Source organism: Methylacidiphilum infernorum V4 (genome assembly GCF_000019665.1).
In the GTDB taxonomy this organism is placed as follows: domain Bacteria; phylum Verrucomicrobiota; class Verrucomicrobiia; order Methylacidiphilales; family Methylacidiphilaceae; genus Methylacidiphilum; species Methylacidiphilum infernorum.
This window is the reverse complement of record NC_010794.1, coordinates 2,255,004-2,274,914: the sequence shown is the minus strand read 5'-3', so window position 1 is coordinate 2,274,914 and position 19,911 is coordinate 2,255,004. Positions and strand designations below refer to the sequence as shown.

The 19,911-nt window shown below is 43.6% G+C and carries 19 protein-coding genes; 9 read left to right on the top strand and 10 right to left on the bottom strand.

Annotated features, from left to right (window positions below):
• The first annotated feature begins 17 nt into the window (after positions 1–17).
• On the top strand, positions 18–329 hold the full coding sequence (locus tag MINF_RS10775; protein WP_012464796.1) for a Rieske (2Fe-2S) protein: 312 nt from the start codon (positions 18–20) through the stop codon (positions 327–329).
• A gap of 219 nt (positions 330–548) precedes the next feature.
• The gene (locus tag MINF_RS10770) at positions 549–1,706 is read left to right on the top strand and encodes a hypothetical protein (RefSeq protein ID WP_048810397.1); all 1,158 of its coding nucleotides are present in this window, start codon (positions 549–551) and stop codon (positions 1,704–1,706) included.
• On the opposite strand, the gene MINF_RS11890 is transcribed toward MINF_RS10770, so the two are convergent.
• The 10 genes from MINF_RS11890 to MINF_RS10725 form a co-directional block, all read right to left on the bottom strand.
• Positions 1,703–1,825 (bottom strand): hypothetical protein, encoded by a 123-nt coding sequence (locus MINF_RS11890; RefSeq protein WP_012464793.1) that lies wholly within the window; start codon positions 1,823–1,825, stop codon positions 1,703–1,705. The two genes, MINF_RS10770 and MINF_RS11890, sit on opposite strands and share 4 nt — an antisense overlap.
• 323 nt (positions 1,826–2,148) lie before the next feature.
• Positions 2,149–4,902, bottom strand: coding sequence for a BatD family protein (locus MINF_RS10765; RefSeq protein ID WP_148205261.1), 2,754 nt, complete (start codon positions 4,900–4,902; stop codon positions 2,149–2,151).
• Complete coding sequence (locus MINF_RS10760) at positions 4,871–5,620, bottom strand: hypothetical protein (RefSeq protein ID WP_048810396.1); 750 nt, start codon at positions 5,618–5,620, stop codon at positions 4,871–4,873. Before MINF_RS10760 ends, MINF_RS10765 begins: the two co-directional genes overlap by 32 nt.
• The gene (locus tag MINF_RS10755) at positions 5,577–6,599 is read right to left on the bottom strand and encodes a vWA domain-containing protein (RefSeq protein ID WP_012464789.1); all 1,023 of its coding nucleotides are present in this window, start codon (positions 6,597–6,599) and stop codon (positions 5,577–5,579) included. The genes MINF_RS10760 and MINF_RS10755 overlap by 44 nt, the downstream gene beginning before the upstream one ends.
• A gap of 55 nt (positions 6,600–6,654) precedes the next feature.
• Positions 6,655–8,019 (bottom strand): replication-associated recombination protein A, encoded by a 1,365-nt coding sequence (locus MINF_RS10750; RefSeq protein WP_012464788.1) that lies wholly within the window; start codon positions 8,017–8,019, stop codon positions 6,655–6,657.
• Between the two features lie 64 nt (positions 8,020–8,083).
• Positions 8,084–8,623, bottom strand: a complete 540-nt coding sequence (locus MINF_RS10745; RefSeq protein ID WP_012464787.1) for an OmpA family protein — start codon at positions 8,621–8,623, stop codon at positions 8,084–8,086.
• 94 nt (positions 8,624–8,717) lie between these two features.
• Complete coding sequence (locus MINF_RS10740) at positions 8,718–9,866, bottom strand: PD40 domain-containing protein (RefSeq protein ID WP_048810395.1); 1,149 nt, start codon at positions 9,864–9,866, stop codon at positions 8,718–8,720.
• Positions 9,867–9,924: 58 nt separating this feature from the next.
• Positions 9,925–10,713 (bottom strand): energy transducer TonB, encoded by a 789-nt coding sequence (locus tag MINF_RS10735; protein WP_012464784.1) that lies wholly within the window; start codon positions 10,711–10,713, stop codon positions 9,925–9,927.
• 125 nt (positions 10,714–10,838) lie between these two features.
• Positions 10,839–11,252 (bottom strand): ExbD/TolR family protein, encoded by a 414-nt coding sequence (locus MINF_RS10730; RefSeq protein ID WP_012464782.1) that lies wholly within the window; start codon positions 11,250–11,252, stop codon positions 10,839–10,841.
• Between the two features lie 31 nt (positions 11,253–11,283).
• The gene (locus MINF_RS10725; RefSeq protein WP_048810394.1) at positions 11,284–12,018 is read right to left on the bottom strand and encodes a MotA/TolQ/ExbB proton channel family protein; all 735 of its coding nucleotides are present in this window, start codon (positions 12,016–12,018) and stop codon (positions 11,284–11,286) included.
• Between the two features lie 184 nt (positions 12,019–12,202).
• Between MINF_RS10725 and MINF_RS10720 the strand changes: the two genes are divergently transcribed.
• From MINF_RS10720 to trhA, 7 genes are all read left to right on the top strand, one after another.
• A complete protein-coding gene (locus MINF_RS10720) occupies positions 12,203–13,156 on the top strand; it encodes a hypothetical protein (RefSeq protein ID WP_048810393.1) in 954 nt (317 codons plus the stop codon).
• A 148-nt stretch (positions 13,157–13,304) separates the two neighbouring features.
• The gene (locus MINF_RS10715) at positions 13,305–14,657 is read left to right on the top strand and encodes a CHASE2 domain-containing protein (RefSeq protein ID WP_012464778.1); all 1,353 of its coding nucleotides are present in this window, start codon (positions 13,305–13,307) and stop codon (positions 14,655–14,657) included.
• Positions 14,654–15,331 (top strand): ABC transporter ATP-binding protein, encoded by a 678-nt coding sequence (locus tag MINF_RS10710; protein WP_012464777.1) that lies wholly within the window; start codon positions 14,654–14,656, stop codon positions 15,329–15,331. The genes MINF_RS10715 and MINF_RS10710 overlap by 4 nt, the downstream gene beginning before the upstream one ends.
• 30 nt (positions 15,332–15,361) lie before the next feature.
• Positions 15,362–17,932: an FtsX-like permease family protein gene (locus MINF_RS10705; protein WP_079200457.1), complete on the top strand. Its 2,571-nt coding sequence runs from the start codon at positions 15,362–15,364 to the stop codon at positions 17,930–17,932.
• A gap of 1 nt (position 17,933) precedes the next feature.
• Positions 17,934–19,130 carry a lipocalin-like domain-containing protein gene (locus MINF_RS10700; RefSeq protein ID WP_238523495.1) on the top strand — a complete coding sequence of 399 codons (1,197 nt, stop codon included), beginning with the start codon at positions 17,934–17,936 and terminating at the stop codon, positions 19,128–19,130.
• Positions 19,127–19,285 (top strand): hypothetical protein, encoded by a 159-nt coding sequence (locus MINF_RS11560; RefSeq protein WP_187146947.1) that lies wholly within the window; start codon positions 19,127–19,129, stop codon positions 19,283–19,285. Before MINF_RS10700 ends, MINF_RS11560 begins: the two co-directional genes overlap by 4 nt.
• Positions 19,286–19,293: 8 nt before the next feature.
• Positions 19,294–19,911, top strand: a complete 618-nt coding sequence (gene trhA / locus MINF_RS10695) for a PAQR family membrane homeostasis protein TrhA (RefSeq protein ID WP_012464773.1) — start codon at positions 19,294–19,296, stop codon at positions 19,909–19,911.

Below are 19,911 nucleotides of genomic sequence, written 5' to 3'. Positions count from 1 at the left end.
AATCTAAAAAAAGCGCTATGGCCAAAGTAAAATGTCCTTTTAAAGCTTCGGAAATACCGGAAGGAGCGGGAAAATGTTTTGATGCAGAGGGAAAAAAAATTGCCGTTTTTTGTTACAAGGGGGAATATTTTGCCCTTGATGATACTTGTCCCCACGAGGGAGGGCCTTTGAGCGAAGGATTTATAGAAAATGGCGAGGTGGAGTGTCCGTGGCACGGGGCTCGGTTCAGCCTTAAAACGGGAGAAGTTCTCTGCGGCCCGGCAACGAAAGGTGTAAATGCCTATTCTTGCATAAAGAAAGGAGAAGAACTAGAACTGGATGTTGAATAGGGCTTGGTCTTGGGCTACCGAAAACTTGAAGAAAGGGATACAGCCAAAACCAATCCTTTTTAAGCCTGTTCTTTTTCGCTGCTCATTTTCGAGGAATGTCTTAACTCAATGCAAAGGGTGGTTATATGCCCTCTGGGGGCGGAATACGGGATTGTTGCTTTAGTCCCCTGTAAACACAGGGGAGATAAATTTAAACGGAAGATGCATTCCTAGTCATTGATGGCCAAAAAAGTTGTCATTGGGTGTCGTATTGGTGGATATTCTTTTTCTTCTATTGGGATTAATCTAGCCTTTCTCCATTGGGCGTGTGGATTTCGTAATTTGGGATGGGATGTAGCCCTTTTAGAAGAATTGTCCGTGGAGAGCTTGCCCCAGGATGGCCAGGGTGATAAGCGGCAAAAACTGCAGCTTTGCTTAGAGCATTGGCAAAATATTCTCTCCCTTTTTGGTTTTGAAGACCATTCGACGATATTGATCGATGGCAAGGCAAAGGACTTGGAAAAATTTCTGCTTTTTGCAAAAGAAAGTCTTTTTCTTTTGAACATTTCTGGATTGGTCCGTAGCAGGTCAGTTCTTTCTACCTTTAAAAAAAAGGTTTATCTCGACTTGGACCCTGGTTTTACACAGGTATGGGCCAAGGGATACGGTTGCGACATGAATTTAGAAGGCCACGATCTCTATTTTTCGATTGGACTGACTTTGGAAGAGGACGATAAAAAAGTTCCTTCTACCGGCTTAAAATGGCATCCAACCTTTCCTCCCGTAAGTTTGGAGTGGTGGCCCAAAAGGGAAGGAGGCCTAAATTGGTCCACGATTACGCATTGGTGCGGTTATCCAGAAGTGAGCTGGAATGGGAATACCTACGGAAATAAGGCCGAGGAGTGGGAAAAGGTGATAGATCTTCCCCTGTTGTATAAAGGCGATGGCCGTTTTCAAATTGCCTCCGATCTGCAGGATGATCATGAAATTCGTCGCCGTTTTCTTGCCAAAAATTGGCAGATGGTGAGTAGTTTTCCCATTTCAGCCAACTTTGACCAATATAGAAATTTCATCGGGCAGTCCAGGGGTGAATTTTCTGTCGTCAAAAGCGGTTACCGGCGAAGCAACAGCGGTTGGTTCAGTGACCGCACCGTATGTTATCTGGCAATGGGCAAGCCTGCAGTTATCCAGGATACGGGATGGTCGAAAATCATCTATCCAGGAGAAGGCCTGTTTTCTTTTGATTCTCTCGATGAGGCGGTTAAGGCTATAGAAAAAATTGAACAAGATTATTCTTTCCATTCCTTCAAGGCCCGTCAACTGGCAGAAATGCTATTTGACTCTACTAAGGTAGCTTGGAACATGGTTGAACGAATCGAAAAATATAAAAAAAATTAATCGACATATCCTCCCCTCGGGCAACTTTTCAATGACCTGGAGCTTGTACTGCTGTCAAAAACGCGGGCAAGTATGCCCACCGTTTTTTCCTGCCCCCCGTCGGGTCTAGCCGGACCCATTCGTATCCGTCAGGAGTGACTTTCCCGGCCACAGTTGAAACCATTCCGGATGCAACGCTTTGAGTGCTTGCTAGGGGTTTTTCACGGGTAGGGCAGTTGCGGGAGCCTGCCGTTCTGTGCTCAACGCCCTTTCCATGATCACAATTATACTTTAGGTGCGGGGTCTAGCTCCATCATGCTTGAGCATCAAAAAGAACAAGCTCATATCCCGAAGGGACTTGCCTGCTTCCGTGCATGAACGCCGGATCGGTGGAGAGAAGGGAATATTTTTTTTAGGACAGTTTTTTCTTTCCCAGGATAAAAGAAGAAGGACGGTAGGTTAATCAAGGATTCAAAGAGGAAAGATAAAAGGACTTTTCTTTTGGATGGGCCATTTCGTAAGGAGGGATATAAAAAAGGATAATATTTTGAGCCTTGAGCCAACCCTGCTGGCCATTAACAAATTCGATCATGTACCATCCAAGATAAGTTTTTTTAATTTTAACCACCGAGCCCGCTTTAACAGGAAGATTCTGCTGTTGTATTTCCGTAGGAACCGATCTTAGGAAACTGTCTTGAACAATAATGCCCGAACGGGAATCGGTGAAAATGCCATAGGAAAAAAATCCCAAGAAAGAAAGGCAACTCAGGGATGAAATCAAGAGTAGCCCCATAAGTATAAAAGAAGGAATACGGATTTTGTGATAAGCGCTCAGAAGCATCAACCCTAGGGAAAAGAAGACAAACAGAAGGCTGAAAGAAGCCATCCTTTCCCATTCACCGGGTGAGAAAAACACCTTTATTTTATTCAAATAGTCTTTTTTACTTAGCGAGAGGAGCTGCATGTCGGCTTGGGGATTTTTGCTTAACCCCAAGTTAAAGTTCCATGATACTACGGGGTCGCGGGGGGCAAGAAGGAAAGCCGCCGTCCATTCTCCCATGGCTTTAGCCCATTGTTCTTGTTGTGCAAAAACAAGTCCAAGATTGTTTCTCGTTTTCCAATCGAGAGGTTGGTGAAGAGCTTTTTTTTTCCAAGCTTCTGCTGCTTTGGAAAAATCTCCGTTTTGATAAAAAAGATGAGCCTCATCGCTGGAGCTAAAGCTGGACAAGGATCCAAAATGGAGAGGGGGAAAAAAGAAGAGTCCGGATCGGGCAAAATGGAAAGGAAAAGGACTTGGAGCCGTATTCAGATTCAGCGGCAGGCAAGGGGAAAAGCCGTAAAAATTCTTAGGATTTTTTTTATCTGCAGGACAAAAAGATTGATTCATATCCAGGGGGATTACAAAGAAGGCAGCCAGCAGACCAAAACATAAAAAAGGGAAAAGGTTAGAAGGGCTGAAAATTTCTTTTATAGGGGTTTTAACCCTAGGTAATTTTCTGGCCAGCTCCTGGGCATCGTTGATCCATTTTGAGGAGGGCAAATAAGAAGGACTATACAGGCAAAGCTGTGATTCGCGCCAAAGAGTCGTCCACTTTTTTACCATGGCCAGGTTTCTAGGAAGGAGCTTAGTCAATTGTTTTTCGACAACATCCTCATCGGGTAAGGCATGTGGAATTTCCCAGAATTCTTTGAATGCTTGCTGCCATTGAAGCATGAATTTATAGAGTTCGAGGTTGGTCTTTACCTTGGCTAGGGAATCGGCTGTAGCCTTTAAAGAAAGGCGTGCTTTTTTCCTCTTGTTTATTAAAGGATTGCCGGTTGCTCGCTCCCAGGAAAGATAACTCCATAGGACAAGAAATAGGCTGGTCAAAAGGAGAGCTTCCTTTCCCAGGGCAAACGGGGAAAAGGGAGCCAATCCGGCTTTAGTTCCTTGAAGCGGTCCTATGGGCATCATCTCTTGGGGATATCCTGGATTTGTATAAGTATAAGGGGAATGGTCCGCCGTTTCATTTTGTTTATTCTCTCCATGTTCCTTTGCAAAGGGAGATTTTTTTATGGAAATGTGAATAGGATCAGATTTTAAAGTTTGGTATTCACCCTGGGTAATGTCAAAATAGGTAAAAGAATAAGGAGGAATGTCTACCTCCCCATATATATCGGGGATAAGAACCAATTCCATTTTTAAAACCCCGTTAAACAGGGATTCGGGGTCAATTTGGCGAAAAGGCTTTGAGTTAATTATTCTTAATCCTTTACATTCTGGAAAATCCTTGAGTTTCCAGGGAACGGCCCAATTTCCCATGCCTTCTATTTTAATCGTTAAAGAGATCGGCTCCCCTTGCATGACCTCGATGGGATTAAGCTTGCAGGAAAGTTTGAAATTGCCGATGGCTTCCGAAAAATCTCTAGGAGCAGGAACGGGTAACGGAGAAATATCAATTGTCTTGGGCTCGGTGGAAGACCGTATAGACTTAACGAGGGGTTGGGAAAAAAGGCCATGCCCTAACCTTTCTATTTCTAAAGTCAGTTGCTGCGTAATGGAAGGCAAGACGATCTTTCCCGACTTGAGTGGGAGAAGAGTCGTGGTGTAACGCAGCCCGCTGGCATAAGTGCCGTTTGAATTTAAGATGATCCTCTGGGGCTTGCCCCACCTGTTTGCCAGGAAGTCTTGCGGGTTCCACTCGGGCTGGCTTGTGATATCTAAAAAAGTGCCTGAATGGGCGACAATCCTGTATTCAATGGCAAAGGGCTCACCTATCCACAGTGGACCTTGAGGAAGAATGACTCGCGCATCGACAGCCTCCGTTGGGAATGGGACTAAAGGCTCTTCGTTTACTTTAAAGACCATGGGAGGAGCTTCAATAAGACCGTGGTCGGTAGCTATTAAAAAAGGGGGAATGACGTAATTTCCAGGCTTTTGGGCAATGATGGGAAACTCATAGATTAATTGGGAACGACTCTCTTGACTTACCACGGGATCTCCTAGTTCCAAAAAATCAACCTTGGGGGGCTTGACTTCTTCCTGGGGCGAGCAATCTTCAAACAATAAACGCAGGTGGCTTGTTTTGCCCGCTTCTATTTTTTCATTTGGAGGTAACCAATGAACAGAAAAGGCTAATGTCTTTGGGGCGCATGCAAAAAAGAAAAAAAGGACAAAAAAAAGGGAAAGAAAATCCAGCCGGTTGTTACCAATCTGGATCTTCCAAAAAAGCTTCATTGGTCTCACTTTCTATTTGACGCATCCTTTTAAAGAATGTTGAGGGGCTGTCCAGCTGCTTGATCTGTCTTAATTTTATAGCACTCTCGGCCTCTTCCTTGTTTGAATTCTGATCGGTTTCAGAAAGGCTTTCCGGAGAAGAAAAAGAAGAGGCTTTAGCCGCATGGGAAGCCGTCCCTTCTTTCTTTTCCTTGGAGTAGGAGCTTAAAGAGGAATTTTTTTTATTCTGTGCCGTATTATTACGATCGGGAGCATGTTCTAGCGGATTTAACGCTCCCTTTCGAAAACTGGAGTCGAAGGAATGCATTTCCTTGGCCCCTTCGCTCTCCTCAGCTTCTTTTTTGTTGAGCTTCGAGGAGTTTGAAGATGGAGAAGAAGAACTCTCTTTAAGGAGTTTTAACAGTTCTTGGAGATATTTTTCCCATGGAACGAACTGAGGATCAAGGCTTTTGCCCAGTTCTACAGCTTTTATCCCGTCTTCAATCGCTCCAGGGGGAATCTTGGTCTTTTTCCCTAAATCGATAGTCGATTGAGCGATGATTAGACAATCCTCTTTCGTTAAAAGGGGCTTTCTGCTGAGAGTATCGATCTTGGAGACGAAGTTCTCTATTTCTTCTCCTTTCCCGGGAGCCGGGGCAAGAAATAGAAAGAAAGCAAAAACAAGGAGAAGGCCGCTAGGACTTATCTTTTGACCCCATTTTAATCTCGAGATTTTCATATCCAGGAAATTCAAACAAAAAACTGGCTAAAGCCAGCAATAAAGCAGGCAAAAGAAAGTAAACGTATTTTTCGGCAAGAGTTTTCAATTTTTCTTTTCTCTTTGCATACCCGGGGTTTTTGGCCAAACTCTCCACCACGGTTGTAATATCAAAGTATTTGTCGGCCTGGATGTAGAGTCCACCCGTGGAGTGGGCGATAAGCTCGAGTGCAGCGGGATTAAAAATACTGACAATCGGCTCTCCGTTGTAATCTTTGTAAAGGGAACCGTTTGAATTTCTTATAACTGCCCCATTGGATGATCCGATGCCAATGGATAATACCGGGATAGACTCTTTTTTAAAATCGACAAGTCTTTGTTGCCATCCTCCGCCATGGTCTTCTCCATCGCTCAAAAGAATGAGCATTTTTTTGGATCTTCCACTCGAAGAAAAAAATTGTAAGGCTTCATCCAGCATGGCTGCGAAATTGGTTCCTCCATTGGGAAAATCATCGGGTGAAAGTTCGGAAAGGATTTCTTCTAAGAGCTCATAATCCGTGGACAAGGGAGCCTCGATAAAGGCATTCTTGGTAAAAGCAACCAGCCCTACCCTCTCGCCGTGGAGCTTGGAGATGAAATTGGTAGCCAATAGCTTGGCCCTTTCTAATCGAGAAGGGACGGTGTCCTCCGCCAGCATGCTCTTGGAAACATCAAGAGCAATAAGGTAGTCGGCGTTTGACTCGAGCAGTTCAACCTCCGCTTTGCCCCATTGCGGCCTCGAAAGAGCGACAAAAAAAAGGGTTGTAGAGGCAAGAAATAACCAGGGGAAAGGGTTGGAATCTTTTTCTTGCTTGATGATCTCGATCCCTTTCGAGGAAAACAACACTTTGAAAAGGTGGATGAAAGTAGCCTTTGTTTGGGCATTCTTTCGATAAAAGAAAAACAGGAATAGGGGGATGCAAAAAAGACCTAAAAGATACTCCGGGTTTCTAAAGATCATGGTTTGTAGAAGATGCTAAAAAAACAAGGGGGCTTGATGGATAAAAAGGAATGTGTCATGAGGATGAATCCTTGAAGTTATTTTTTTCTTCTGTTCTTAATTTTTCAATGTATTCTAATCTTTCTTTAAACTCCTTTTCCTTGCCCCTATCCGTAGGGACGTAAAATGTTCCCGGCTCGATCCCATACCTTTGGGGGCTTACAGCATCCCTGAAGTTATGACTGTAGAGATAGCCTACACCTTTGCCTAGTTTTTTAGCTCCCGAATAATGACTGTCTTTGAGCATTTGTGGAACTTCAACCGTCGCTTCCTTCTCTATCCATTCTATAGCTTTGTCTATCGCTTTGTAGGCGGAATTGCTTTTGGGAGATAGGGCAAGATAGAGGGTAGCGAAAGCCAGGGGGATCCTGCCTTCAGGCATGCCAATTTTTTCGATCGCCTCGAAAGCGGCCGTGGCGATAGGTAATCCTTGAGGATTGGCCAAGCCGATGTCCTCGGTGGCAAGAATCACCAGCCTGCGGGCAATAAACCGGGGGTCTTCACCGGCTGAAATCATTTTAGCCAGCCAATAGAGGGCCGAATCGGGATCGCTGCCGCGTATGGATTTAATAAAAGCCGAAATCGTGTCATAGTGTTCATCTTCACCGTGGTCGTAGCGGGGGATTTTTTTCTGGACCAGGTTTTGGATTGTTTCGATATTGAGAATAACTGGAGCAGGTTGGTTTTCTTGGAGAGAAGAAAGGACGGCGATCTCCAGGTAATTCAACAGCCGCCTGGCATCTCCTTCACAGAGATTAAGCAAAAATTCTTTTGCCTCTTTTTCAATACTCACTTCATAGTTTCCCAGTCCTCTTTCCTTGTCAGTAAGAGCACGGAGCAGTAGGGTTTCCAAAGATTGTTTTGAAAGAGGCTTGAATTCAAAAAGATGGGAACGGGAGAGAAGCGGGGCGGTCAAGTAAAAACAGGGGTTGTGAGTTGTTGCCCCTATAAGTTTAATGATTCCAGTTTCTAGGTCGGGGAGGAGGACGTCCTGTTGGGATTTGTTGAAACGATGGATTTCATCGATAAATAAAAGAGTATGTTTTTTTTCTTTTTTCCAACGGAGGGCCGCTTGGCCGATAACCTTCCTTATATCTGATACTCCAGCCTCAACGGCATTTAACCTTGCAAAGAAGCTCTTGGTTTTTTTAGCTATAATTTCGGCTAACGTCGTTTTTCCCGTCCCTGGAGGGCCGTATAAAATGAGCGACTGTATTCGATCGGCATCGATAAGCCTTCGCAGGGGTTTGCCGGGCAAAAGAATGTCTTCTTGACCGACAAGTTCTTCAAGGGTTCTCGGCCGCATTTTTGTCGAGAGGGGTGCTGTGGGGCTTGTCGGTTGTTCTGTGTCGGTAGGATACCAATCGAAAAATTCTTGCATTAATCAAAATAGAATTCAGGAATGCAGAGAAGTAAAAAAGAATTTCCCAGCAATTCCCGATTGCTTACTTGCGGATGACTCCAGCTTCCACTCTCCTGTTTTTTGCATAATCGGCCTCGGTATGTCCTATGGCTATGGGTCGATCTTTCCCATAAGAAATCGTGTGGATTTTTTCGGCTGAAATGCCTAATCCGATTAGGTATTCTCTTACAGCTATCGCCCTCCTTTCTCCAAGGCCACGGTTATATTCTTCGGTTCCCCTTTCATCGCAGTGGCCGGCAAGGAGAATGGATAGCTGGGGATGTTGGTTCATCCAATCGGCTATTTTTTCAATTTTTCCTCTTTCGCTGCCGGGAATAGCTGCGCTATCAAAGGCGAAATAGATTACCTGGTCTTTGAGGGGAGAATAATCAACGTCAAAATCAGGGTTAAATTCTCCTCGGCTTGGCAAGGGGGAGCTCTCCAGGGTTTCTTCTTCTGGGGTTGGTCTTTCTTTGCCTTTGGGATGCTTGGCACAACCGGCAGCAGCTATGATCAAAACAAAGAGAAAAACAAGGAAGGGTTGAGGTGCGCTTATCACTGTTAAGTAGAGGTTTTTTTTCATAATGATCTGTTCAATTCATCTGGCGTGAGGAGGAAGCCTTAAGATTTTTATTTCTGAGCGGATCAAAATGTAAAGGGAAAAGAAAGTTTTTTGATTAAGGAGAAACGGAAGGCTCGCTGCAATGCTTAAGTTCGCAGTTAAGCTTGATCGATTGCCTGCTTACCGTATCCATTAAATAAAGGGAGCCTTGCGAGGCATAGACTAAATGGCGGGAATTTGGAGTCCATGAAGGATCTTCTCCGCCTTGCGTCGTCAAAATAGAGGCTTGGTTGGTGTTTAAATTGAAGATCCCAATTTGGAATTGGCCCCCTATCCTTGCGCTGAATGCAATTTTTTGCCCGTCAGCCGACCAGTCCGGCTCTGAACTATAAGTATTGCCCGTAATTAACCTTTTGGGTTGTCCCCCTTCGGCGGAAATAATGTAGAGCTGAATACTCCCTCTTTCATCCGAGGTGTATACGATCTGTTTGCCATCTGGAGACCAGCAGGGAGAAGTGTTGGTGGCCCTATTTCGAGTCAGTTGCCGAGGAGGACCCCCGTCTATCCCCATGATGTAAATTTCAGGATTTCCATCTTTGCTTAAGGTAAGTGCTATATTTTGATCATCGGGTGAAAAGGAAGCCCCGGAATTAACCCCGGGGAAAAAGGAGAATCGGATTCTTGAATGTTTAGCCAGTTTGATGATGTAAACATCCGGGTATCCGCTTTTATAAGAGGTATAGGCGATCATGGAATGATCATGGCTCCACCTGGGATGGGCGCTAATGGTTTTATCGGCCGTTAACCGCTGAAGTCCTTCCCCATCCATGTCCATCATGTAGAGTTCCTTAAAACCTGTTTCTGAAGATATAAAGGCGATTTTGCAACTAGAAAAACCTTTAATCCCGGTTAGGGCCTCGAGCAGAGCATCAGAAAAAAGATGGGCGGACTGGCGCATCTCTGCGCCGACAAAACTCTTATGAAGAAGTTCCCGTTTTTTGACTTTATCTACGAGTATTCCTTCCAGGGCTTTATCGGAAAGCCGAGCGGTTATTTCGTAGCGTTGGTTTTCCTCGGGACTGACCTCGACCAGGAGAGTTTGAAGTAAGTCTCTAGAAACGATTTTACGACAGTTTTCAGCGTCTTTTCCCTGGAATTGTTCTAAAAAAACTCTCACTTTTCCGCCGGTTACTTCGACTTGAGCATAAAGCAAGCCGCTCGAAAGAAAGATAAGAAAACAAAGGCAGGGCAAAAGAGAGATCATTTTTTTGCACCCATTGTCATTTTGATTTCAAAAGCATAAGTTATAGAATGCCAACAGGTCATTTTTCCATCTGAAATTTGACCGTAATGACCTTGGGAACATCAGACGGCCGCCTTTCTCCAATGTTTCCAAGTCTTTCTACGGCAAGTAACGTGCTTTGATCAAATTTTTCGTTGCCCGAGCTTTGAAGAAGTTTGTATTGAGCAATGCCGCCATCGTCGTCAACAGTTATTTCCACAACGGCCAAGAGCCCTAGACCGAGTAAGTCAACCGGCTGGTCCCAAAGGGAATAGAGTTTTTCACGTATAAGTGCATAGTAATAGGAAGGGGAGAGGCCCTGGTTTTGAGCTTCTCGAGCTTCCTTTCCTTCAACAGAAGGAGCCTGGGGATTTTCTGGGATAGTTCGACTCACTTCCCTCAGGTTGGGGATGACGGTATGTTGCTTTTGCAGCTTTGAGGGGTCTTTCCTTGATTCTTTTTGGAGAGCGGTTTTTTTTGTTACTGGTTTATTAGAAATACTTTTTTCAGCAGTTTCAGCAAGAGGAGGAGAATGGATATCCTTGGGTCGGGATGGGGAAGAATGCTTAGGATGTTCTTCATTCTTTGATCCTTTTGGTTTTTCTGTTAGAGGAAAATCCTTGGAGGGGCCGTGAGTGGAATGGGTAAGAGAAGAAGACTCGATATTAAAATAGGAGATCTTGGGTTGGTTTGTTTTTTTCAAGGAATGGATAACAAAAAAGGCTAAGATGAGGCTGAAATGAACGGCTAAAACGAGCAAGAATACCGTCCAGAAGAGATTTCTACCCTTCAATTCTTTATTTTTTGGAGCAGGAGAGGTCAAAGACATAGAAAAACTTTATGAATGAAAGAAAACAAAAGAAGCTTACAGCCCTTAAGCAGACAGGGGGAATAAAAAAAGGAAGAAAGTTTATCTCAAGGGGGTAAACGGTCGTTACAACGGCTTCGATGCTGCTATTTTTCATTGGGGATATGGACAAGTCCTATTCTTTTTATTCCCAACTTCTCAAGAAATTCCATAAACGGCAAAAATTCTTCATACCTTGTGTCTTTATCCATTTTAAGGGACACGGTTAAATGGGGATCCTTATTTATTCTTTCTAATAGAATGACTTCGAGTTCTTTTTTATCTATGGGCCTGTCATTAAAGAAAATTTTGCCCATTTTGTTGATTTGAATCACTAAAGGATGCGGGGAGGCATTTTGTTGTTGGGAGTCAAGCGTGGGAAGAGCAATATCCAAGTTCTGCTCAAAAAGAGGAGTAGTTATAAGAAAGATGATCAACAAACTGAAGGCAAAATCGAGCATAGGGGTTACGTTTAATTCCGAAAAACTGGAATAACGCCACCGATCCGAAAATTTTTTCATTGTTTTGATTGTTTTGATTACCTTATAAGTATTAAAGGGGTTCCTCCACTACAAATCTCTTTTCTATTTCACTCAGGACTTCGGTCCCGAAATTTTCCAAGTCTATAGTTAATGCCTTAAGGCTGGCTACAATAAAGTTATACCCAAAAAGAGCGGGAATAGCAACGACAAGACCCATGACCGTCGAAAGAAGGGAGCCAGAAACTCCTGGAGCCATTGTCGCCAGGGTTGCCTTCCCGGAAAGAGCGAGCTCTCCAAAGGCATCCATTACTCCCCAAACAGTCCCTAACAATCCTATGAAAGGAGCTCCGCTTGCCGCGGTAGCAAGCAAAATCATCTGCTCTTCAAGAAGAAGGAGTTGATTGCCAATTTCTCTTTCGATTGCCGATTGGATTAATTTCAATGATTTTTCTGAAATTTTAATTTTGAGAAGGCTTTTTTCGGAAAACCCTTCGGCCGGAGGGAAACTTCCCGCAGACATGTTCACCAGTTCCTTGCAGCCGGCAATATAAACCGCATGATGGGGTGAGCCTGGAAAATTTTCTCTACTGAAATATACGCCCATCCATTTCGTTGAAGCCTTAAGCTTGCGTAAGAACTTCCTACTCTGTTTTTTCGCTGATTGGATCTGTTTGAGTTTGATTAATAGAACGGTCCAACTGATTGAAGAAACTCCGAGAAGAAAAAAGAGAATAAGCTTGGTGGCTAGGGTAGCCTTTTCAAAAGAAAAAACTAAACCGGAGGATTGGAAAAAAAGTGTACTCATGAAGGCGATCCAGGAAAAGAGGATAACCTGGATAAAAAATACCTTTTTTTTAGAAAGAAGAAAGCTAAAGGTAAACTTTTCTCAAGGAGCAAGGAGGCCATTGTGCTCATTGATAATTGGTTGATTTTTTAAGAAAAAAATCCTAACCTCTTTGACTCGGAGGTTGCTTTAAAAATCTCCTTTGATGAAAAGGGAAAAGCTGACAGTTCGCTCATTCCACAAGTCCTCCCCTTCCTTTTATTCTTCAAAGACTGGATCATCATTCCCTCTGGTTTGTGTCGATAATAAAACGATCCGGCGAAGTTGGGAAACCCATTATTTGAATCTCCAGGACCGGTTAGAGGAGGTGCAAAGCAAGCTCCACCATTTTATGGTTTACGAAAAACCCACCTACACGAAATGGGTTGAGTCCACCTTCCCCAAGGAAACGGCGGAGCTGAAAAAAATTGAATCGGCAATAGCCGACATAAAACAACTGATTTTTGAAATAGAAATCGACAGCCTTTTTCATAACCGGGGGATAGCCCTTTCTTGTCACTTCCTGCTCCAGAAAAGAAAAAAGAAAAAGGGGGCCAATGGGAGGGAAGAGAAAAGGGAAGCTCCTGTTGAGGATCTTTCCCCGGCTGATCAAGGACTAAGCGCCCATAAGGAAAGGGATAGAAAAGCCTCCCATGAAACCAAGCTCAAAACGGCCTTTAGAGCCATTGCCCGGCTTCTCCATCCCGATGCCAATCATGAAATCTCACCGGAAAAAATGGAAAGGTGGTATGCTGCCCAAATGGCTTATAAAGCTAAAGATTTAGAACTGCTCGAGTCGCTCTATTATCTTGAAGAAAAGCAACTGGACAGCCTTCCTATCGCCCTGATCCAAAAAAGAATAGCTATTTTGGATAAGACCTTGCACAAGAAAACCAGGGAATTGGAAAGTTGTTTAGGTCATCCGGCTTGGGGATTTTCCCAGTTGCAGGTTGATGAACAATATACCAAAAAAATAAAGGGCTGGATGAATGAAAAAATTAGAGAAAAGAAAAAGGAACTTTTCTTGCTGAATAAAAAGATGAAAAGATGGAAACAAGAAGCAAAATGGATTATGGCCAAAAAGAAAGGAGATAAGAAGCTTAAGAAGCGAGGACCTTGAAGGAAAATTAAGGGCTGATACCGATATTTCTGGACATTTATCCTTGGGCTATCCAAATTAAAAAGAAGGTTTTTTCTTTTTGAAAAAAGTTCAATGAGTTTTCTAGCTGATGCAAAGTATATATTTTCTCAAATCGGTTGCTGGTTAAATGGCTGTTTTAAATAAGGGTCCAATAGAAATAGAAAAAAGGCTTCTCCTTGCCTCTATCCTTGGGTTTTTATGGGGATCGGCCGTTGGTATTTTCTTTTGGGTGGGTTTGTTGAATGCTGTAGAAGAAAAAATCATCCGCCTTGAGGAGTTGTTGCCCACACCACCCAAAGCCAGTCAATTTATATTGATTGAAATTGACAGGATTCCCGTGGACAGGCCTTGGCCGTGGCCGAGACTGGAATATTCTCTTTTTCTCAGGAGTTTGATTCCTCTTACCCCTCAAAGCGTGGTTATGGACATACTTTTTACCGATAGGGGACCAAGGTTAGATAGTTTCGATGAGACGTTCCGTTCTCTTATAAACAGGCTTAACCGGGTATGCTTTGCAGGGGCGGCACTCAAGACGGAGACTTTAGTTCCCCAGCAGATTTTTTTTGAAAAATTTCTTGTTCGAGGTGATCCTCGCTCTTTGCCCAAGTATGGATCGGTTTTTTGGCCTTCTGGTGATCTTACGGAAGGTAATCCGGTAGGGATCAATAATCTTGGGGTGGGAACAAGCCTGAAGTTGAGATCTATTCCTCTTTTTTTTCAACTTAATGAAAACCTTGTTCCTTCTCTCTCCTTGGTTGCTTCGGCTTCCCGGATGGATGCTTCGATAAAAAATTCAGAAGCCCGGTTAAATAAAGCCTTCCTTTTACGCAATTCCAGCGGTCAAATTTTGAGAAGAATACCCCTAGATGCGGAGGGAAGGATGCAGCTTAGGTTCAAGCATTCTCAATCTGGAATAACCCACATCAAGTATGATGATTTTTTGCTTTATGCCGATCAGATGGCACGGGGAATAAAACCCGCTTTCGATCTCCATTTAATCCACGGCAAACAGGTCTGGCTAGGGCTTACCGATCCGGCGGTGGTGAACTGGGTACAGACAGATATAGGCAAGATGAGTCCGGTAGAGATCAAGATAGAAGCAACAAGACAGATCGTGCAAGGAGATTTCTTAAGAAGGATACCTAAGGGAGCATCGTTTGCCCTTCTTTTTTTGCTCGCTATTTTAGCTCCACGATTATTTGTTCGTTGCAATCTAATGAAAGCTTGCTGGCTTTTTTTCATGGTATTGGCAATCGTTTTAGGCTTAGCGGTGAGCGGCTTTGTCTTTTTTAACCTTGCTTTTCCTTTAGCTTCCCTCTTTCTTCTTTCCCTGGGTATTATTTTATGTGGGCTATCTGCCCGGTATTGGAAGTTCCATGTTATAAACTTGACGCCTCCTCACCTGGAAAAGGTGGAAGCCATCTTGGAAAGGATTGAAAAAAAATATTTGCATAACGGACCCCACAGACCCCATCCATGAACAACCCGATCATTACTGTTCGTAATGTTTCCAAGTATTATAATAACGGAGAGGTTCAAACTGTCGCTTTGAGAGAAGCTAATTTAGATATATACCCGGGGCAGTCGGTTGCCCTTGTGGGGCCAAGTGGGTGTGGTAAAAGCACCCTGCTCCATCTTATAGCAGGAATAGATAGTCCTAGCCAAGGAGAAATTTATGTAGACGGTCATCCTTTCCATGCTTTAAAGGAGGAAAAATTGGCCCGTTTAAGAGGCCAAATCATCGGCATTGTATTCCAATTTTTTAATCTTCTGCCTACCCTTTCTGTCATAGAAAACGTGATGCTTCCCGCGCTTTTACAAGGAGTTGTCGATCTTGCAGCCTCTAAAGCAGCAAAAGAATTACTCGCAGAGGTAGGACTTTCTCATAGGCTTTCTCATTATCCCCATCAGCTTTCCGGAGGAGAAATGCAAAGGGTTGCCCTTGCCCGGGCCTTGATTATGAAGCCCAAGATCATATTAGCTGACGAACCTACCGGCAACTTGGATTCAGAAACCACCGAAAGAATCCTCTCTTTGATCAACAAGCTGGTTTTGGAATATCATTTGACCCTTCTCATGGTCACCCACAGTCTTGAAGTAGCGAAGTCAGCAGACAGGATATTAAATATGAAAGATGGGCGGCTTTTCTCTTAGCCCTTAAGAGACGATCCGCATGCCGAAGTTATGAATAAGATAAAGGGCTTTAGCCTTTTGAAAATTTTTTTCCATCATAGCCTTCGTTATTTTTCCGGGCATCCATTCCTTTTCTTTTTGAATATTTTTTGCATCGCCTTGGGAATAGCCAACTTTATCGCCATCCAGTTGATCAATCATTCCGCTTTGGAATCCTTCCGGGCCTCTATAGATCTCGTCGGGGGAAAAGCCAATTTGGAGATTACCGCTGAGAACGGCTCTTTTGACGAGGAGATATTGTCCAGGATCGTTAAAGAACCTTATATCCAGGTGGCCACGCCCGTGCTAGAGCAAGTCTGCATGTTAGAAAATCATCCGGGTGAATACCTTGATGTTGTCGGTGTGGATTTTCTTACCAATCGCCCGATAAGGAGCTTTGAGCTTTCTTCAACTGTCAACAAAAAAGAAGACGTGCTCGATTTTTTGAAAGATCCTTTTGCCGTGGGGATCAACAAGAAATTGGCCGAGCGACTTGGGATAAAAACCGGAGACTTTTTAAAACTGCGTACTCCTGAAGGATGGGTGGAATTAAGGGTACATTCTTTTTTGGAGCTGGAGTCGGGAGCTATCGGTTCTGATGAACACTTGGCGGTCATGGATATCGGTAATGCCCAAGAAGTTTTTCACATGGCCGGCCAATTGTCGAGAATTAGCTGTCTTGTCAGCAGGGGAAAAGACCGGATGGAAACAATCCGATCGCTTCAAGAAAAGTTGCCTCCTTCAGTACTTGTCCAAACCCCAGAAAAAAGGAACATGAAGGTAGAAAAAATGCTCGGATCCTTCCAGCTTAACTTGACCGCTCTTTCTTTAATATCGCTCTTTGTGGGCATGTTTATTATCTATAACACGGTCCTTGTGGGAGTGGTAAGACGCAGATCGGAAATAGCTTTACTGCGTTGTCTTGGTTTAGGACCCAAATGGATTATTGCTGCTTGTCTTGGAGAATCCTTGATCATTGGAATACTGGGCATCTCCTTGGGAATGCCCGCAGGTTATCTGCTAGCTTGTAAACTCATTGGATGGGTTTCATCGAGTTTGACCTCCCTTTACCTCTTGTCGAGTATCGAGAGGATTTTTATTTCCCCTTATCATTTCGCTTTGGCCTTCGGGATGGGCATTGTTGCCGTGGGTATTGCTTCTGTTTTCCCCTCTATTGAAGCATCGAGAATCGCTCCCGTGCAAGCTTTCAGTCATGCTACCCTTGAAGAAAAAGTGCATCGGTTTGGGCTCTTTTGGTTGATTTGTGTCATTCTATTCGTTCTTCTGGCCCTACTCTTCTCCTATTTAAGTTTTGGGAGAGGCTTATCGGTTTTAAGTTTCGGAGCGGCCCTGTTTATCCTCCTTGCCTTTAGCTTTGTCTCTCCCCTTGTTTGTAAAATCATCGTTCAGATGGCCAGGCCTAGAAACGTGATCTTCAAGTTAATCCTTTCCCATTTTAATCGGTCTATGCACCGTAATGCCTTGACTATATCGGCACTACTTACAGCCCTTGCCATGGTCATCAGTGTTTCGGTGATGATCACAAGTTTCCGTCATACGGTCAATGGGTGGTTGAAACAAAGCGTTAGGGCTGACCTTTTTGTAACCACCGCGGCGAATCTTGCAAGCGGAATCCATCAAGTTTTATCCCCTTCCGTCGAGGAAGTAATTGCAGCGGATAACCGAATTGAGGCGATCGATCGGTATTATGAGTTTAGATCGGAATTTAGGAATTCTCCTATAAAAATATCTTCAATTTCATTTGCTGTCGCCGCAGGCAGAAATAATTTAGAGTTTCGAACAGGGAACCCAGAAAAGCTCTTTAGAGAGGCTGCCGGCTCAAACCGCATTTTTATCAATGAAAGCCTTTCGAGAAAATTTAACCTCAAGGAAAAAGATAGGCTCTCGCTTAAAACGGATAGAGGAATGGTTGATTTTGAAATACTGGGAGTTTTTAAGGATTTTACAACGGAATTCGGACTGGTGTTAGTAGATAGGCAAACTTTGAATAAGTTTTGGAATCAAAAAGGCAGCCACAGTCTTGCCCTTTATTTAAAAGATCCGGGCAAGTCGGCAGTTGTTAAAAAAGAATTGGATCAGAAGCTATGCTCTATGGGAGACTACATTGTCTATTCTAACGAAGAGTTAAGGAACGAGATTTTCCGGATTTTTGATCAAACTTTTTCTATTACCCACCTGTTGAAGATTACCAGCCTATTGATTTCCGCCGCAGGAATATTTTTTAACTTGTTGATTCTTTCTTCTGAAAGAAATTATGAAATGGCCGTGTTACGTTCACTGGGAGCATCAAGGAGGGTCATTTATGCCCTTGTATTGGGCGAATCCGGTCTTGTGGGCATGATTTCTTCTTTGCTGGGATTGATGGCGGGTTTAATTCTAGCTGTCGTACTCACTTATGTCATCAACAGATCTTTTTTTGGTTGGACAATCGACTGGTCAACCCCTTGGATAACCCTCCTTTGGCTTCCTTTGACGGTCATCGTGGTTGCCCTCTGTGCCTCTTTGATCCCCGCACACCAGCTCTGCAAGGAAAACATATCTGAAAGCCTGAGAATTGAATAAAATGCTGAAGATGCTTAAAAACCGCCGTTCTCATTCTTTTTCGATGCCTTTTTTCTTTTTTTTACTCCTCTTTTGGAATGGTGGAGGGCTTTTCTTCCTCCATGCTGATCAAGACTGGGCTATTGTGGACCGACCTTGGTCGTGGTTATTTCCTAGGGATCATGGATCTCATCCTGAATTTCAAACAGAATGGTGGTATTTTACCGGGAATCTTTATGGCCCCAAAGAAGAGCCCTTTGGTTTTCAATGGACATTATTTAGACAGGGTGTTTTCGGTTCTCCCCCTCTAAAAATATCACGGTGGGCTTTGAGGGATGTTTATTTTGCCCATTTCGCCTTGAGCGATATTCAAAGAAAAAAGTTTTATGCCTATGAGAAAGCCGACCGTGGAGCTCTTGGGCTTGCAGGAGCAACCGTTGGGGATATGGGGGGATGGATCCGGGGTTGGGAGCTTAAATCTAAAAAATCCACGGAGAGCGGCTCCAGGGAGAAATTTCATATTTCTGCCCAAGAGGAAGCTGTGGCCATAGACTTGGAGTTGGAGGCCCAAAAACCTCCTGTGTTACACGGTGAAAACGGTTTGAGTAGAAAAGCCGATCAAGAGGGATGCGCTTCTTATTATTATTCTTTTAGCCGGCTTAAAACCCAAGGTTTAATCCGGGTTTCCAATAAAACCTGGAAGGTCCTGGGGACGAGTTGGTTTGATCATGAGTTTACAACCCATTCCTTGGGGAAAAATGAAGTGGGATGGGATTGGTTTGCCATCCAACTCGATACGGATGAAGAACTCATGCTTTATTGCCTTCGAACAAGGGAAGGAGGCTTTGATCTAAACTCCGGAGGAACATGGATAGGGAAAAAAGCGATTCGCCATCTCACTCTCAGGGATTTTAAAATCACTCCAACATCTTTTTGGAAAAGTCCCCATACAGCAGCCCTGTATCCTGCCGGTTGGAAAGTCCAACTGGGCGATCCAGAAATGGAAATAGAAATAACCCCTAAGATGGCCGATCAAGAGCTCGTATTAAACCAACTTGGCTTTCTCGCTTATTGGGAAGGAGCGGTGAGCGTAAAGGGTAAGAAAGAAAACAACCCCATTCATGGTGAAGGTTACGTTGAACTCACCGGTTATGCGGCTCCTTTGCAAGATTACTTAGGATATTCTTTTACTCACGCAGGACCCTCTTTGCTTAAATGACAAAAGCCTTCGGAACCAGGCAGGCCCAAGGAGAGGTGATGATTAAAATTCTCATTTCTTATTTTGACGGTTTTGGATATAAAGGGAAAAGGGGGAATAGAAAACCGGGCGAAGAAAGGAGAAAGCTTAGAGAAAGTACCCGGCAAATCGCCTGAGCTCAATAATGAGGGAACCTTTTAATGTTTATACCCATGTTTTGGGATCTATTCTATCGGTAATAGGGATTATCTTTCTGATTTTAAAAAAGGGAATGGGCCAAGAGATTCCCCTCGATATCATGGTTTATGGCTTTGGTCTTCTATTCATGTTCATAGCCAGCAGCTTATACCATTCTTTGAACTGCTCCTCTAAAACCTTGTCTTTTTTAAGGAGACTAGATCATTGTTCAATTTTTATTTTGATTGCCGCTACCTATACCCCGGTCATCGTTGAAGCGGGGGACAAAGAATGGAGAAATAGGCTGTTGATTTTTATCTGGATGCTAGCAGCGGCAGGTATCTTTCTCAAGATATTTTTTTCTTATCCCCCACGGGTTATATATACCGGCCTTTATATTAGCATGGGCTGGGTAGGGGTTTTTTTCTTGCCCAAAATACATCTTTCCAAGATAGCGTTGGATTACGCTCTGGGAGGAGGAATCGTTTATACTGCCGGAGCATTAGGCTACATGTTGAAATGGCCGAATTATGTCCATTTTAATTTTCATAACCTCTGGCATATCATGGTTCTTATCGGCTCTTTTTTCATGTATTTGATGGTGTATCATTTAAACCATTCATAA